The organism is Bacillus sp. z50, assembly GCF_058313585.1.
This window is the reverse complement of record NZ_JBZFQL010000001.1, coordinates 80,969-94,799: the sequence shown is the minus strand read 5'-3', so window position 1 is coordinate 94,799 and position 13,831 is coordinate 80,969. Positions and strand designations below refer to the sequence as shown.

Below are 13,831 nucleotides of genomic sequence, written 5' to 3'. Positions count from 1 at the left end.
TGTGGTTTTTTAATAGTATACTTCGTGATTATATTCCCTTTCCTCTCTCCAATTCGCGTCCTGTAGCTTCTTCAATAATGTCCAAAAATTCATTTTCGATATCCTTGAATTCTACTCCTGGTGAAAGAGAACATCTGATGATTGTGGTTGCGTCATCAGATTCAAAAAAATTAGATTTGTTCTCTTTCTGTGGAAATATGCCAAACACTCTCTTAATCGCTGGATTCGCATACTTCGTTTTACGGGTGGTGTTGTAGTAAAACGACCTCACATTTGAATAATTGACGAGTTGAGAATACACCTTATAGCCTTGGTTATTATCGCGATTACGAGTGTAAACGCCTAGAGTGCCCAGTTTGTCATAAGATCTATATTTGAAATCCGCTAAGACGCTCCCTTTAAACACTCCTTGGTCATAAATATCCATCCTAAAGTCCGGTCTGTTGCTCTTTTCCACAGTGATTAGTGGGTTATCGAATGTATCGGCTTTTTCGGGTGGTTTAGAAATAAACGAATCGTACCAAACATTCAATACGAGGCCCTCAGAATTTCTGAGAGTTATTTTCGTGTTTGGGTCTAAGAATGGATAAATCGAATCGTCATTATGATCAAATATCCAACCCGAGATTTCATTGAAATTTAAATATTTGTTGTTCTTAAGCATTAATAACAGTTTAATAAATCCCCAAATTTCATATAACTTTGATGTTTCTTTCCAATAGTAAATGTAGTGTTTGAAAGGGTTGATCGTAAACGTACTCCCTTTGTTTAATTGCAAATACAAAGAATATATGGTTCGATAATAGGGAAATCGCGTTAATTTCTCTTGATTATTCATATGTGCATCGACATTTTCAAACCAATTTTCCTCCAAAGCCAAAATAACATTGGCTTTTAGCTTCTTAAATTGTTCCAATCGTTCCTTTTCAATCACTAATTTTTTATCGATTATATCTGTTGGAGATTTATATCTTTTTTGCAATGCCAAGTCATTTTTTAAAGACACAATTTTCTTCTTCACATATTTTTCTACCAAGAAAATGCTGTCTAAAAATTCTTCTAACATCTTCTTTAAATTGCTGTTTATCGAAAGATTGTAGTCAATTATATAATCGTAGCTAGGAACCTTGTGGGTGGAAGTGTGTCTGCTCTGCTTTAATTGGGTCGTTTTCAGGTCGCTCCGCGTTGGCTGTCCTAACGATTTATACATATATTTTTTGGTTATTTTAAATCTAGGCTCTCGTAATATTAAATTGATGTTGTTAATCAAAGCCACTGAGTTTGAAATTAAGAAGTCGTATTTGCGGGTTATAGATTCATTGGTTGAATCATTTTCAAACCCAGCAAAATTTCTTCTAACTGCTGTTTCCTTAGCGAGGTCCACTAAGGTTCCTTCGATTTCTCCCCTCATTAAATTTAGTTGTTCTACGTGGATCCTTGAAGGGGTCACTTTCAAGAAAGCATAATACTCTTCATCGTGAACAGTGACTACCATTCTGTACACACCAGGTAAAAGACAGCTGAAATTAAGGTTATCCGTATTGAAATCAGATTCAAAATTTAAGTAGAGACCTCTGATTTCTTGCGAAGGATGAAAAAACACGGTTTCAGAATCTCTAAATGACTTTTCGGGCAACATATCCATTATTTCGATCCATAACTTAGCGTCCGGTTGGTTGCATTCAAATTTAACCCTTAAATCGCACAGTTCGGTGCAGGAGTAACTATACTCTTCAAGATTTTTTAAAGCTTCTTCTAAATCAGTTGAAAAACTAACAACCAAGTCTCCTACAGTGTTCTTATTCGAAAAAAAGAGCAAGTTAAATGGTATGCCCATACTCATCTAGCTCCTTAGCTAAATTGACTAGTTTTCTTTTTGCTGAATCAAAATCAGAAATACTTCGGTTGTTGTTTAACAATTTATAAAGATGCCCTTCTTCGTATTTTTCGTTTTGAATTTTACCAATCAGCGCTCCGAGCTGCTTTTGGGAACCCCTTAATTTCGGCAAAATCCTTTGTGTTAGTTGCAAATCGAATGCTTTGCTTCTAGGAAATTGCGGAGAGTTAGGGATATTCTCTATATACTCTTCAATTTGGTTAACAATCCTATATCCTACGCCAATTTGGTCTGTTGCTTCCTGCATTAAGCGGTTGATTTCCCACAAGATATCAATCTCTTCTGCAGTCAATACACTGTATTTATGGTTTTTCTGCATACTTTTTAGCTTAATGAAGGTTCTTAAAGGTTCCTCAGTCTCAACTTCCCCTTTAGGTGACTCTTTCTTTTCGTTAAGGGCAGTTGCAAGTTTTTCCCGTACATCTTTGTATGGGCATAGTCCAAGTGAAATCGTATTGGCTCTATCAAGCACCTTATCTGAAAATTGGAATGAAGATTCGTCGATGTTAACCGTACCCGCAAACAAAAGATTTTCACTAAGTTTAATTTCAGATGGATATACGTTTTGGTTATAAACACGCCCGTTTAAGTTACTGCTATATAAATTAATGTGTCTATCATCAGGCTCTCTCTCTAATACGGATAGGAACTGGGAAAAATAATGCTCCACCTTTGCTAAGTTCATTTCATCTAAACAAACGATGTAACATTCATCAGGGTTGTTGTTTGCCTCGATGATGAAATCAACTAACCCTGACTCCCCAGGTCTATATATGCCTTGAGAGCTGTCTAGGTATCCTAATAAATCCGTATCGTCCTGCCAAAATGGTCTTACAGGAACGAATAGCAACTTACTTTTATTGACGTTTGAATAATCGCTGCCCTTGCTGGCAAATTTATTAAGAGCTTCGTGATAGCACTGTACGATACGTGATTTCCCTGTTCCGCTCAACCCAGCTAAGATCACAAGGCTTTTGTTCTTCATAGCCGTATGGAAGTTATACAAATCTAAAGGTGTATAAAGTAGGTTTTTTGACAATGCAACCTCTTCGAACACTTTCAAAAATTCTAGTTCATTAATATCCTCTATTTTTGATTTGGCTTTTTGAGGACTTACTTTGCGTCCTTTTGATATCAAGGATTCTCTAATCTCATTATCCTTTTCGCCTGTAACAAACATTACTTTGCCTTTAGATAAGTAATACTCTCCTAGTTCCTTTAAACTGATTTCTCTATAATATGTATTCTCTTTATTCGTGATAAATTTAAATTGATATTCCTCCGAATACTCAATCCCTTCAATAGGACCGAACGCATATAACCTATCAAGTTTTGGATCCGAAAATGGTTCCTTAGCAAGGCTAGATTTGTACTCACCTATCAAAACAAACGAAGGGTAGTCCTCGGATTCTTTAGATAGTGAAAAGTACGATTGGACGTATTCGTTGTTCGTTAACTTTTGGATAACATCTACTGTTTTTTTACCTGAATTAGTTCGAATAAAAGGTATTGGAAAATACGTATGATCGTTGTTTGATTCCCTTCTAACAACCTCTAAGTCGTATGCGTTATAAAAGGTTTGGTCATTTTCTTTATACTTAGCCTTAATTTTGAACATTAGATAATGTACTTTTAAAAAATCGGTCAATTCCTTATATCTTTCTTCAGGTGTTAAGTCCTTATCGTCGGTAAACCCTAAGTTTTCTAACTCCCCTGAAAAACTGGTTACTCGCTTAGTTATATCATCTGTTATATTTTCTGGTGGATTAGAAACCACTTTGATTGGAAAGCGTATGATTGAATTCTCTTTCGTTAATAAGAAATGGTCCGTGTCCTGTAGTTTGCCAAGGAATTTTGTTTCAAACCATTTGGTTTCGGTCATAATAACCCTCCATTCTTCCAATGTACTGGTCAAAATTCTCTAGAGAGTCAATAAACAGTGCATTGCCTATTTCTCCAAAGTATTTAAAGATTTTTGAAGCAATTAATTTCGCTTCTTCTTTTTTGTTTAGGGTAAAAGAAAGCACGACTAACTTATGATAATTTTTATAGTCCTCTATCTCATCGATGCCTCCACTCGCATATTCATAATTTAAAAAATCTAAAGTCGTCACTTTAGAATCTATACATTTTCTATAAGAGTCATTTCCGTAAAACAAGAGCTTCAGTTTGCCTAGTTCTTCGTTTTCTATCTCGAACTGCCTCAATTCCTCTCTTAATTTCGTAAGTACATTCTCTAATCTTTGGTTTTCTTTTTTGGCTAATTTTAAATCTTTTTTTAAACCTTTGTTTTCGTGTTCTTGTGTTAAAACAGCTTTTCTTCTCTTCATCGCTATATCTTGTAATCTTTTATTCTCTTCTTCTAGTTTGGTGATAATGGATCGAAGATTTTTGACTAGTGATTCTTCTTCGTTAGTCTTCTCTTCTGTTTTTTTGAATGCTATGTTGTCATTTTGTGAATTCCCTAGATACTTTTCTAATAAGCTAACCTTATCCCCGAAAATCAACGCGAAAGCAACTTCTCCGATACTAGTATTCTCGATCTTTTCTGTTAGCATTTTTTCATCAATGGTAGATGTTAAAGCCCAAGAATAATCTCTATTTTTTTCTTTTGTATATGTCTCAGCGGCTTTTTTTAATAAAGTTATCAATTTTTCTTCAGATACTTCAGTAAGTATCCTTTTCATTGTCTTTGTCTTGGTAGGGCTTGAGGGGCCGTTAATACGAAAGCCCTTAACGCGCAATTTGTTAATTCTGAATATGTCTTCTAGTTGTTTGCTATCAAGCTTATCTATTATCTTTAAAAAAAGCTCATACATCGCCATCCTCCTAACTCTGCCGCTTACTTAAATTATACTAGAAAAGTTATTTTTAATAAATTCGATATTAACAAACTATTCAGACACCTTATTATGCGGAGGTTTCAAATTCAGAGAAAGTGGTTTCATAAATATATAGAGTAGTTGCAAAGACATATAGAAGAACACCGAGCTGCCTTGCAAAAGTGTTATAGTTTATCAGGAGTGTAAAAACAAAAAACCATCATCTTAGTGATGAAGGTTTTTAAAATGAGATTTAACTTGGATATTGAGCAATAGTCAACTTAATTACTGTCTTGTTTCAGTTGTGGCTGTTGATGATGATTTCACCGTTATCTATTTGAATGAAAAAGTCATTAAGATTTTCAATAATGAACTTTTCTTCTTAAGTTATTGGTTTTTCAGGCAAATTTGGTTCAGATGTAGGAAAATCATCTGTTACATCTTGCCACTCTACCTGAACATATGCTTCGTTCATTACAGGGATGCTTGCTCCGGTAACTCGACCTTCGTTGATACATATAGAGTTTTCATTATCTACCCTTCTATGAAGTTCTCCTGAATCATCACAAGCAATTTTCACACCATATACTTATTCATAAGCAGCAATTAACGAGATCCGCGCTATCAATGCGTCCCTTGCGTCTTTGTACCATTTGCCGTTTATAATCATACTGTTGCCAATTGGGTCGCCTAAAGAAATTTGATATACTCGCTTCATTTCTCTCTTCTGTTAATTCATATTCTAATATTAACAGAGTGTCCAAAGTTCAGCGGTTATATACTTCGTATAGCTGAATATATTCTTATGTTTGCGATTAACAAAACACGCATAAAAAGGTTTGTTCTAAGAGTAGTCTCTCACTTCATATACAAATACCTAGTAGTCTTTGATTTAAAAATGATGACAAATACTCCCGAATTTTGTTTATATGGAATACCATTTATTTATCTGAGTTCCTAAAACGAAAATGAGCATTTAATTGTCCCTTAATCATTTCATCCCGAATTTTTCTGCGTTGCATATCATTTCTTATTTCTGCTGTTTGTACACCTTCTTCCATCTTTTCAGCTATCTTCATTAAGGTTTCCACATCTTGAAATGAGTATTTTCGTATACCTTTATTTGATCTTTCAGGAAAAATCAATCCGCGTTCTTCATAATAACGAATTTTCCGTTGGGAAATACCTGTCAGCTCGCTAACAATGCCTATAGATATAACCTTCTTATCCTTATATGAAGACATGGCTCCGTCACCCCCTAAACAAGGCTATATAAATCGCTATATAGATGATTATTACTTGTTTACAATTAATCTCAAGGTGTTTGGGAGATGTTCTGACATATATTTTTTTACAGGTTCATAAATTATAAATAATTTTTACTAATGATTTTTGAATTTTCAATATATTTAATTCTATCTATGTGAGATAATATCACAAGGTACATTTTACTATATTTAGGAGGATTGCGGATGAGCCAGGAGACTTCATATAAAGATAAAAAAGTCATAACAATCGGTGTTGTTAAAGAATTAACCGGGTTATCGGAAAGGCAAATCCGTTATTACGAAGAACGTAAACTCATTTTTCCTGCCAGAAACAATGGCGGAAGTCGGAAATACTCTTTTACAGACATTGAATTATTAATGGATATAGCAGAAAAAATTGAAGATGGTATACAGACCTATGAGATCAGGCAAGAAATGCTCAGAGAAAAGAAAAAGGAAGATGCGGCTAAAACGCACAAAAAAATGATCCAGGGGCAATTAAATGCTCAATTTGGTGTTCAAAAATACAACTAGCTCAGGTTTATCGCCTTCTGCACACACACTTCCACTCCTTTCCATAAAAACCACGTTAGGTTTCCTTACATGGTTGTAGAATTCCCATCCCTGATGATGCGACAATACAGACAGTAAAGGAAAACTTATTTAGGAAGGTGTGGAATTATGGATACGATTTTTTTAATGAATAGCCTTTGGGTGATGGTGGGAGCAGTGTTAGTCATCCTGATGATTGGTGGCTTCATCCTGCTGGAGACTGGATCCACTCGAATGAAAAATGCAGGTCACATCGCAGGTAAAACGATTCTTACATTTGGAATCTCTTCTATTGTCTTTTGGGCAGTGGGCTTTGGATTCATATTTGGGGATGGAGCCGGTCTAAGTCAAATCATTGGTTTATCTGACTTCTTCTACTCTGGCTACGATCTCGAAAGTGTTGGTTTATCTGGAGCTGTCTTTTTCTTATTCCAAACAGCCTTTGCCGGAATATCGATAACCATTGCGTTTGGTGGATTTGCAGAACGAGCGAAAATGGGTGTATATGTACTCTTCGCCGTTTTATTCTCTGCCCTTGTTTATCCTCCTATCGCTCACTGGATTTGGGGCGGTGGCTGGTTAGCGGATCATGGAAAACAGGATTTTGCCGGTTCCACTGTTGTTCATTTAACGGGTGCAATGGCGGCTTTGGCAGCTACGATCCTTTTAAAACCGCGTATCGGTAAATTTAATAAGGATGGCTCAGCTAATAACTTATATGGACATAACCAAGTTTACACAGCTTTAAGTGTTTTATTGCTTTGGGTTGGCTGGTTCGGATTCAATGCCGGCAGTACGGTAGCAGTGGATGCAGGATTCTTTGGATTTGTTGCAGTCAATACAAATCTTGCAGCGGCTGCAGGTACGATAGCTGCGATGATTATTTCTTGGATTGTCATGGGGAAAGCAGATGTATCCATGATGTTAAATGGAGCATTAGCTGGTTTGGTTGCCATCACGGCATCCTGTGCATTCGTTGAAGCATGGGCATCCGTAGTCATTGGATTTGTTGCTGGAATTCTAGTATTTTATAGCATCCGTTTCTTTGAAGCTCGAAAAATCGACGATCCTATCTACGCACTTTCTGTTCACGGAGCTGCTGGGATATGGGGTACCTTATCCACTGGCTTTTTTGCTACAAAAGAGCTGGCCACTGTCGGAAAAGCTGGTTTATTTTACGGCGGCGGCTTTAGCCAATTAGGTGTTCAAGCTTTGGGTGTCGTTGTATGCGGAGCATTTGCTTTTCTTGTATCCTATATTCTTTTGTTAGGTATGAAAAAAGTAATGGGCGGCCTTCGAGTTACGGAAGAAGAAGAAATTATGGGATTGGATATGAGTGAGCATGGCGCATATGGTTATCCTGAATTACTTAAAAATGAAACAACTGATAAATCTATCGTGTAAATGGTATCCCCTGAACTGTGCTTAGTTCAGGGGATCATTTCCATTAAGGAGCGTCTGAATGGAAACCGAAAATCAGGACTATTCAAAAATATTGGCTTATCGAGTGCAGCAATTTAATTCAATAATCTTAAGCCCTGATGAACTGAATTTGCTGCATGACGAGATTATAAGGCAGACCATCACTATAGCTTTTAACAAGACAGTCCAAATCTCTGGCCCTCCTCCCTCCCCTTTTTGCTTTTTTGTTATGGGAAGTGTCGGTCGAAAAGAACAAGGCATCTGGAGCGATCAGGACCATGGGATCATTTTTGAACACAACCATCCAGAAGTGCGAAATTATTTCTTATCGCTGGGGAAAGAAATATCCGAGGGGTTAATGCAAGTTGGATATAGCCTTTGTGAAGGTAAAGTGATGGCAAGTAATCCTTTCTGGTGCAGATCATACAATCAGTGGATACAACAATTAGATGATTGGATAGATGATGCTTCATGGGAATCTATCCGTTATTTGCTTACTTTTATGGATAGTCGAGCATTTCTGGGCGAGGAAAGGTTTATACGGCAATTAAAAAAGTATTCTTATCAACTAATTGATGAAAAACATTTATTAACTCGTATCCTGGATAATACAATGCATATAAAAAAAACGATTGGTGTATTCGGACAGTTACTTTTAGAAACTCACGGCCCATATTCTGGCTGTTTAAATATAAAGGAATCTGCTATATACCCATATGTGAATGCCGGAAGAATTCTCGCAATCAAAGAAAAATTAAATGCAACCACCACTATCGATAGGCTTAAAGGTGTACCGGATTCTGTGCTACCAAAACAAAATCGAGAAAAATATGCTAATCAGTTTGCCAAACTACAAACATATCGGCTGGTCTATGGAATTCATACAGACTATGAATCCGGACATTACTTGGCTGTGAATAAGCTATCGAAAGTAGAAAAGAAAAATGTTAAGGAAATAATCAAGAATGGGATTCAACTGACTGAATATGTGAAAAAGCTTGCAGCAAAGGATGATAAAAATGGGAATGAATGATTTTATCGAATTTTTCAGAGGAATGGGTGGTAAGATCAGTTCGAACGTACTCGCCGGTGTACAGGGGCAAGCCCAAGCCTCTCCGCAAAACATCTCTTTTTTGCGGCAGCTAGAAAAAGAAGCGCGTAAAAAAGACGATCTAAGCTGTCCTCTTGATCAGCTTGATGTGGTGGTGTTTGACATTGAAACAACAGGATTTTTCCCTGACAAGGGTGATCAGATGATCTCTATAGGTGCTGTGAAAATGCACGGAAGTGAAATATTAACTGAAGAACGCTTCTATTCACTGATTAAGACGGACATTCCTTTATCTTCTGAAATTACTTCCCTAACGAATATTACAGATGAAGAACTTCAAGCCGCTCCTGACAGTTCAGATGTCCTGATGAATTTCTTTAAATTTGTCTCTACTAAAAGTCTGGTTGCCCATCATTCTCAGCATGAGCAAAGCTTTATGCACAAGCTCACCTGGGATGTGACACGGACAAAATTCCAGCATAGAATCCTTGATACTTCATTCTTAACACAACTATTTAATCCCGTCAGCAACTCAAATGCCTTAGAAGATCTATGCACTGGATGTGGGATAGAAATCAAAAATAGACATCACGCATTGGGCGATGCCTTTATGACGGCTCACTTATGGAGCTATTATCTATCGAAAGCCCAGGAAGCAGGATTTAAAAATCTTAGTGAAATATATAATCATATAGCCAGGTATAGATAAGGAACATATTCCTTTTATTGTTCCATTAAAATTATTAAATAGATAACTCAAGTGTTATAAAACTACAAAGAGGGGGTTCTTAACCCCCTCTTGCACTAAATAAGACAATAATTTCAAACCCCATATTTACCACGGTCGTAGTAATACTGTCTATCAATCATACCTTTCAATCTAAACAGATCAATCCATAGAATGATAGAAAATGTACACATCACCGCAAACCAATACCAAAAGAAATAATGGATGCGTTCCTGTATATACATTCTATGAGCTCCGATGCTTCCGAGAAGAAACCATAATAATAATGCGATTCCAAATGATTTTCTTTGTGCTCTCAAAATAAGTCCTTCTTTCTCTGTATTAAGTATAAATTCTAGCATTGCAAAGTCCTTCGCACATCATTATGAAAGAAGCGAATAACTATGTCTACCTGCTAAATTTAACAATTATACATAATACTAGAAGGAGTAACCACTTTTACAGTACGCATCTGAAAACAACCAGTTCTCAATGCTAATTAGCTTATCAGTAAGTTTTCATAAACCTCATCTGATTCGTACGAACACTGAATTGCGGGACATTCCTTATCAGATATTCTCAACTTAGTTACTGATTAATAGCTTTTTTTGATTTTTTAAGATCTTCATAGATTGTCTTAAAAACATAGCCCGCTACGGCTAAATCATCCACTTGGCCGAAACCGATAATAAAGTCAGGTATTACGTCTGTAGGTAATACTAAATATAATCCGGCAGCAGCGATAGCAAATTTTGATTTCTTCGATAATTTTTTCAGCATAGGATTACCTCCATTTTTATTTTAGCTTTTATTTAAACCTAGTCCACGGACGATCGGTTTTACCAGCGTATCCAACGGATTAATAATCTCAAGACCTGTTTGTTTAGCACCATCATACATAGATAGTTGACCAACTGATAGGATATCTTGAGATTTTTGACGATATAACGTAATATATTCCGCTATTTTTTCGTTATATTGTTCAGTCATCCCCTTCATCATTAAATCGAATGTACCTTCTATAACATGAACATTAATAGGTAATGTCTTTCCCTTTATAGCAGCATATTGATGAAGTCGGTCCATCGTTCCCTTTACAGTTCCTGGATTCGAAAAGAATATAGTCTGTGGTTCAGTAACCCCGCAGATTGCTTCGAAAAAAGGCTCGTCTATTTTAAATATTGGTAGTTTGGATGTTACATGTTCTTCCTGTAACAGAGCAATATAATTTGTACATGTCAGAAGAATCCCATCTACCTGACAGCTCTCCATCCAGTTTATTTGTTCTGCAATTTTCATACCAGCTTGTTCTTTTTGAAAAGATAAATCATGAGTTAAACGACTCATTAAACCTGGATCCACAAAGTGTACAAGGTCTACCTCATAGGGTGAGAATGCCCCGTCAATATAATGAATATTTGAATGATGTGCATGCATACACGCCAATCGTTTTCCCAAAATAATTCACCTCTATTAAGTTTATAATAGTTTACCAGCTATACTTTTCACTGTCTATTTCCTTCTATTACCTTATACGTGTAGCTTTAAAATTCGTTTCACCCTACCATATATTGTATAATTATATCGTACACGATATAAAAGGAGGAATACGATGAAAAGTGTTTACGATTTTGAAGTAAAAAAGACAAACGGCAAATTGCAGTCTTTGAAAGAATATGAAGGCAAGCCTCTCCTTATCGTTAATACAGCCAGTAAATGTGGGCTGGCGCCTCAATTTAAAGGACTTCAGGAGTTATACGAAAAATTTAACAGCCAAGGCTTTGAGGTATTAGGATTCCCATGCGACCAATTTAATAGTCAGGAATATGATGATATTAATGAAACCACCGAGTTTTGCCAAATAAACTATGGAGTTACATTCCCAATTTTTGCGAAGATTGATGTAAATGGTGATCATGCTGACCCGCTTTTTCAGTATTTAACGACTGAACAGAAAGGTCTCCTTAGCAAAAAAATTAAATGGAACTTCACTAAATTTTTAATTGATAAAAAAGGTCAGGTTATCGAGCGTTATGCTCCAACCACCGCTCCCGAAAAAATTACGAAAGATATCATGGAAGAATTGGAAAAGTGATAGGTTATGGAGAAGGAAGTTACATTAAATAAACAGTTATGCTTCGCTTTACACGAAACTACCAATGAATTTACGAGGCTATATTCTAATGTTTTAAAGCCATTTGGCTTAACATATCCTCAATACTTAGTATTATTGAGCTTATGGGAGCAAGATCAAGTTCCAATGAAAGAGCTTGGACAAAAGCTGAATATGGGAACTGGGACGTTAAATCCCATTATTTCAAGGATGCAGCATAGCGGATGGCTGATAAAAGAACGGTCTAAGACGGACGAACGCATGATGCTGATCTCTCTGCAAGAAAAAGCATATAAGCAAAAAAATAATATCATTGATTCCATTAAGTCGAAAATTGAGGAATGTGGATTAGAAATCGAGGAGTATCAAGCATTGATGGAATACGTAAATAAACTCAATGCAAAGTTAAAAAGTCTTTAAGCTAAAAAAAAGCTGTCTCAATGAGACAGCTTTTTTTATATTACTCTTAAAGATTATCAGTATCAATCTTATTTTTTTGATATGGCTTTGCAGTTAAACGGTCTGTATCTTCGTCTGTTAACGAAGAATCCTGTACAGAGGTACCCTCCATACGAGTAGTTGTATTATGATCATTTACAAATGGATTACCATCCTTGTCAACCTGAACATCTTCTTTTTTAACGGTATCTTGAACGGTTTTGGTATCTGTAACTTTTTCTTTACCGATCACAATCTCATCAGTTACAACTGGCTTTTTGGTCACTTCTATTTTTTCCTCTGTTACAGGGATACGAATTTCTTCATTGTCAGTGATAGCACCCAATTGATCTGTCGTATCACGATCTGTTACTTTACGTCGCTCAATATAAACTTCTTCATGGTCCACTGGTACTTCAACTTCTTTTTGTGTTTCCGTTACTTTTTTATTAACAATTACTTCTCCAGTTTTCACTTCATTTTTATCAACGTTTAATCGTTCTTCGCGAAGTTTAATTCTTCTTTCTTCGTCAGTTAGTGTATCATCATTTGCCAAACGATCAGTTGTATTAAGAGCGGCAGAAGCATTTGCTCCTGAATTCACATCTTCAGTACGATCCATGCCAATTGTATCTCCAAGCTGTGCATCTTGATCAACAAGAACTAAAACTTTTCCGTTGTTCACTTCTTCTGCATAGCGTGCACTTTCTTCAGAAGTAAAACCATAGTCCGTTCTCATTTTCTCTTCAACTGGATTATTAGTATCCAATGTAAAGAATTTTGCTACTTTATCCATAAAGGAATCTTCATCATTTGATACTGTTTTAACATCTTTATCTATCGTGTAATTTCCCATCAAATCTAATTTATCTGCATTATCTGCGACTACAGTAATATCAGAACTATCATACCCTTTTGCTTTCAAACTATTAATAGCCTGTACGACTTCTGCACTTTGTGTGTAAACTCCATAAACTGTTTTATTCATGTTATATTCCTCCTAGCAATTTTTGTTCGGATAATATTTGCTTCACAGTTAAAATATACCCACACTGGAAATCAATAAACAATAAAGTGAGAATCAACACCCTGATTATGTCAAGTGTTTTTTTGCATATATGGTAGGTTCTCGTTTTTATTTTATTGAAATTTTTTTATTATCTTTGTCTTTTTAGGGGAATCTGGCAAATAAACACCCGTTCTCAATCCTTAATTCTCATAAAGTAAACTGGATATTTATGTTAAAATAAACAAAGAAGAGTGTGAAGAATATTTCGGAGGTGAATGAATGTGGAGACTTTAGCAGTCTTAATCATTGGTATTTTTATTATGTTTATTGGTTTTTTAGTATTAAGGAATAAAGCCCTCTTCTTAGTGAATCTTGTTTTGTGGAACGGTGTTTCAGGTGACGAAGAATTGTTATCTCGTATTTTTGGGACAATTTTATTAGTGGTTGGCTTAATCGTGACCCTTCTACCCATTTTCTTGTCTTAAATTACTCATTTTCATACACCTCGTAACCAATAAATCTTCTAAAAAAA

At 35.9% G+C, this 13,831-nt stretch carries 17 protein-coding genes; 7 read left to right on the top strand and 10 right to left on the bottom strand.

Going from position 1 to position 13,831, the window contains the following annotated elements; genetic code table 11:
• Positions 1-28: 28 nt before the first annotated feature.
• From AC4G3N_RS00460 to AC4G3N_RS00435, 6 genes are all read right to left on the bottom strand, one after another.
• Positions 29-1,837, bottom strand: a complete 1,809-nt coding sequence (locus AC4G3N_RS00460; RefSeq protein ID WP_066103820.1) for a nuclease domain-containing protein — start codon at positions 1,835-1,837, stop codon at positions 29-31.
• Positions 1,821-3,779, bottom strand: coding sequence for an McrB family protein (locus AC4G3N_RS00455; protein WP_491089531.1), 1,959 nt, complete (start codon positions 3,777-3,779; stop codon positions 1,821-1,823). The genes AC4G3N_RS00460 and AC4G3N_RS00455 overlap by 17 nt, the downstream gene beginning before the upstream one ends.
• Entirely contained in the window at positions 3,757-4,722 is a 966-nt protein-coding gene (locus tag AC4G3N_RS00450; protein ID WP_491089530.1) for a hypothetical protein, read from the bottom strand. Before AC4G3N_RS00450 ends, AC4G3N_RS00455 begins: the two co-directional genes overlap by 23 nt.
• A gap of 379 nt (positions 4,723-5,101) precedes the next feature.
• Positions 5,102-5,299, bottom strand: coding sequence for a hypothetical protein (locus tag AC4G3N_RS00445; protein ID WP_491089529.1), 198 nt, complete (start codon positions 5,297-5,299; stop codon positions 5,102-5,104).
• Positions 5,300-5,308: 9 nt separating this feature from the next.
• On the bottom strand, positions 5,309-5,437 hold the full coding sequence (locus tag AC4G3N_RS00440; RefSeq protein ID WP_257469042.1) for a hypothetical protein: 129 nt from the start codon (positions 5,435-5,437) through the stop codon (positions 5,309-5,311).
• Positions 5,438-5,660: 223 nt separating this feature from the next.
• Positions 5,661-5,963, bottom strand: coding sequence for a MerR family transcriptional regulator (locus tag AC4G3N_RS00435; RefSeq protein ID WP_490994537.1), 303 nt, complete (start codon positions 5,961-5,963; stop codon positions 5,661-5,663).
• A gap of 228 nt (positions 5,964-6,191) precedes the next feature.
• Between AC4G3N_RS00435 and AC4G3N_RS00430 the strand changes: the two genes are divergently transcribed.
• The 4 genes from AC4G3N_RS00430 to AC4G3N_RS00415 all read left to right on the top strand — a co-directional run bounded on the left by AC4G3N_RS00430 (position 6,192) and on the right by AC4G3N_RS00415 (position 9,721).
• Positions 6,192-6,521: a MerR family transcriptional regulator gene (locus AC4G3N_RS00430; protein WP_066103828.1), complete on the top strand. Its 330-nt coding sequence runs from the start codon at positions 6,192-6,194 to the stop codon at positions 6,519-6,521.
• A 147-nt stretch (positions 6,522-6,668) separates the two neighbouring features.
• On the top strand, positions 6,669-7,943 hold the full coding sequence (locus tag AC4G3N_RS00425) for an ammonium transporter (RefSeq protein WP_491089528.1): 1,275 nt from the start codon (positions 6,669-6,671) through the stop codon (positions 7,941-7,943).
• 58 nt (positions 7,944-8,001) lie between these two features.
• Positions 8,002-8,994, top strand: coding sequence for a DUF294 nucleotidyltransferase-like domain-containing protein (locus tag AC4G3N_RS00420; protein ID WP_491089527.1), 993 nt, complete (start codon positions 8,002-8,004; stop codon positions 8,992-8,994).
• Complete coding sequence (locus AC4G3N_RS00415) at positions 8,981-9,721, top strand: exonuclease domain-containing protein (protein WP_491089526.1); 741 nt, start codon at positions 8,981-8,983, stop codon at positions 9,719-9,721. Before AC4G3N_RS00420 ends, AC4G3N_RS00415 begins: the two co-directional genes overlap by 14 nt.
• A gap of 113 nt (positions 9,722-9,834) precedes the next feature.
• On the opposite strand, the gene AC4G3N_RS00410 is transcribed toward AC4G3N_RS00415, so the two are convergent.
• From AC4G3N_RS00410 to AC4G3N_RS00400, 3 genes are all read right to left on the bottom strand, one after another.
• On the bottom strand, positions 9,835-10,101 hold the full coding sequence (locus AC4G3N_RS00410) for an NINE protein (RefSeq protein ID WP_490994542.1): 267 nt from the start codon (positions 10,099-10,101) through the stop codon (positions 9,835-9,837).
• A 226-nt stretch (positions 10,102-10,327) separates the two neighbouring features.
• Positions 10,328-10,519, bottom strand: coding sequence for a YkvA family protein (locus AC4G3N_RS00405; protein WP_066103840.1), 192 nt, complete (start codon positions 10,517-10,519; stop codon positions 10,328-10,330).
• A gap of 21 nt (positions 10,520-10,540) precedes the next feature.
• Positions 10,541-11,197, bottom strand: coding sequence for a hypothetical protein (locus AC4G3N_RS00400; RefSeq protein WP_066103842.1), 657 nt, complete (start codon positions 11,195-11,197; stop codon positions 10,541-10,543).
• Between the two features lie 154 nt (positions 11,198-11,351).
• On the opposite strand from AC4G3N_RS00400, the gene AC4G3N_RS00395 reads away from it, so the two are divergent.
• Both AC4G3N_RS00395 and AC4G3N_RS00390 read left to right on the top strand, forming a co-directional pair.
• Positions 11,352-11,834 carry a glutathione peroxidase gene (locus tag AC4G3N_RS00395; protein ID WP_066103844.1) on the top strand — a complete coding sequence of 161 codons (483 nt, stop codon included), beginning with the start codon at positions 11,352-11,354 and terminating at the stop codon, positions 11,832-11,834.
• 6 nt (positions 11,835-11,840) lie between these two features.
• A complete protein-coding gene (locus tag AC4G3N_RS00390) occupies positions 11,841-12,272 on the top strand; it encodes a MarR family winged helix-turn-helix transcriptional regulator (RefSeq protein ID WP_066103845.1) in 432 nt (143 codons plus the stop codon).
• Between the two features lie 46 nt (positions 12,273-12,318).
• Here the strand turns inward: AC4G3N_RS00390 and AC4G3N_RS00385 are convergent, their stop codons facing one another.
• On the bottom strand, positions 12,319-13,278 hold the full coding sequence (locus AC4G3N_RS00385; protein WP_066103848.1) for a YsnF/AvaK domain-containing protein: 960 nt from the start codon (positions 13,276-13,278) through the stop codon (positions 12,319-12,321).
• 302 nt (positions 13,279-13,580) lie between these two features.
• On the opposite strand from AC4G3N_RS00385, the gene AC4G3N_RS00380 reads away from it, so the two are divergent.
• Positions 13,581-13,784 carry a hypothetical protein gene (locus tag AC4G3N_RS00380; protein ID WP_066103850.1) on the top strand — a complete coding sequence of 68 codons (204 nt, stop codon included), beginning with the start codon at positions 13,581-13,583 and terminating at the stop codon, positions 13,782-13,784.
• Positions 13,785-13,831 lie beyond the last annotated feature (47 nt).

Coding starts and splice junctions, on each gene's coding strand:
- AC4G3N_RS00460 (WP_066103820.1), bottom strand. CDS start 1,837: ATGGGCATACCATTTAACTTGCTCTTTTTTTCGAATAAGAACACTGTA.
- AC4G3N_RS00455 (WP_491089531.1), bottom strand. CDS start 3,779: ATGACCGAAACCAAATGGTTTGAAACAAAATTCCTTGGCAAACTACAG.
- AC4G3N_RS00450 (WP_491089530.1), bottom strand. CDS start 4,722: ATGGCGATGTATGAGCTTTTTTTAAAGATAATAGATAAGCTTGATAGC.
- AC4G3N_RS00440 (WP_257469042.1), bottom strand. CDS start 5,437: ATGAAGCGAGTATATCAAATTTCTTTAGGCGACCCAATTGGCAACAGT.
- AC4G3N_RS00435 (WP_490994537.1), bottom strand. CDS start 5,963: ATGTCTTCATATAAGGATAAGAAGGTTATATCTATAGGCATTGTTAGC.
- AC4G3N_RS00430 (WP_066103828.1), top strand. CDS start 6,192: ATGAGCCAGGAGACTTCATATAAAGATAAAAAAGTCATAACAATCGGT.
- AC4G3N_RS00425 (WP_491089528.1), top strand. CDS start 6,669: ATGGATACGATTTTTTTAATGAATAGCCTTTGGGTGATGGTGGGAGCA.
- AC4G3N_RS00420 (WP_491089527.1), top strand. CDS start 8,002: ATGGAAACCGAAAATCAGGACTATTCAAAAATATTGGCTTATCGAGTG.
- AC4G3N_RS00415 (WP_491089526.1), top strand. CDS start 8,981: ATGGGAATGAATGATTTTATCGAATTTTTCAGAGGAATGGGTGGTAAG.
- AC4G3N_RS00410 (WP_490994542.1), bottom strand. CDS start 10,101: ATGCTAGAATTTATACTTAATACAGAGAAAGAAGGACTTATTTTGAGA.
- AC4G3N_RS00405 (WP_066103840.1), bottom strand. CDS start 10,519: ATGCTGAAAAAATTATCGAAGAAATCAAAATTTGCTATCGCTGCTGCC.
- AC4G3N_RS00395 (WP_066103844.1), top strand. CDS start 11,352: ATGAAAAGTGTTTACGATTTTGAAGTAAAAAAGACAAACGGCAAATTG.
- AC4G3N_RS00390 (WP_066103845.1), top strand. CDS start 11,841: ATGGAGAAGGAAGTTACATTAAATAAACAGTTATGCTTCGCTTTACAC.
- AC4G3N_RS00385 (WP_066103848.1), bottom strand. CDS start 13,278: ATGAATAAAACAGTTTATGGAGTTTACACACAAAGTGCAGAAGTCGTA.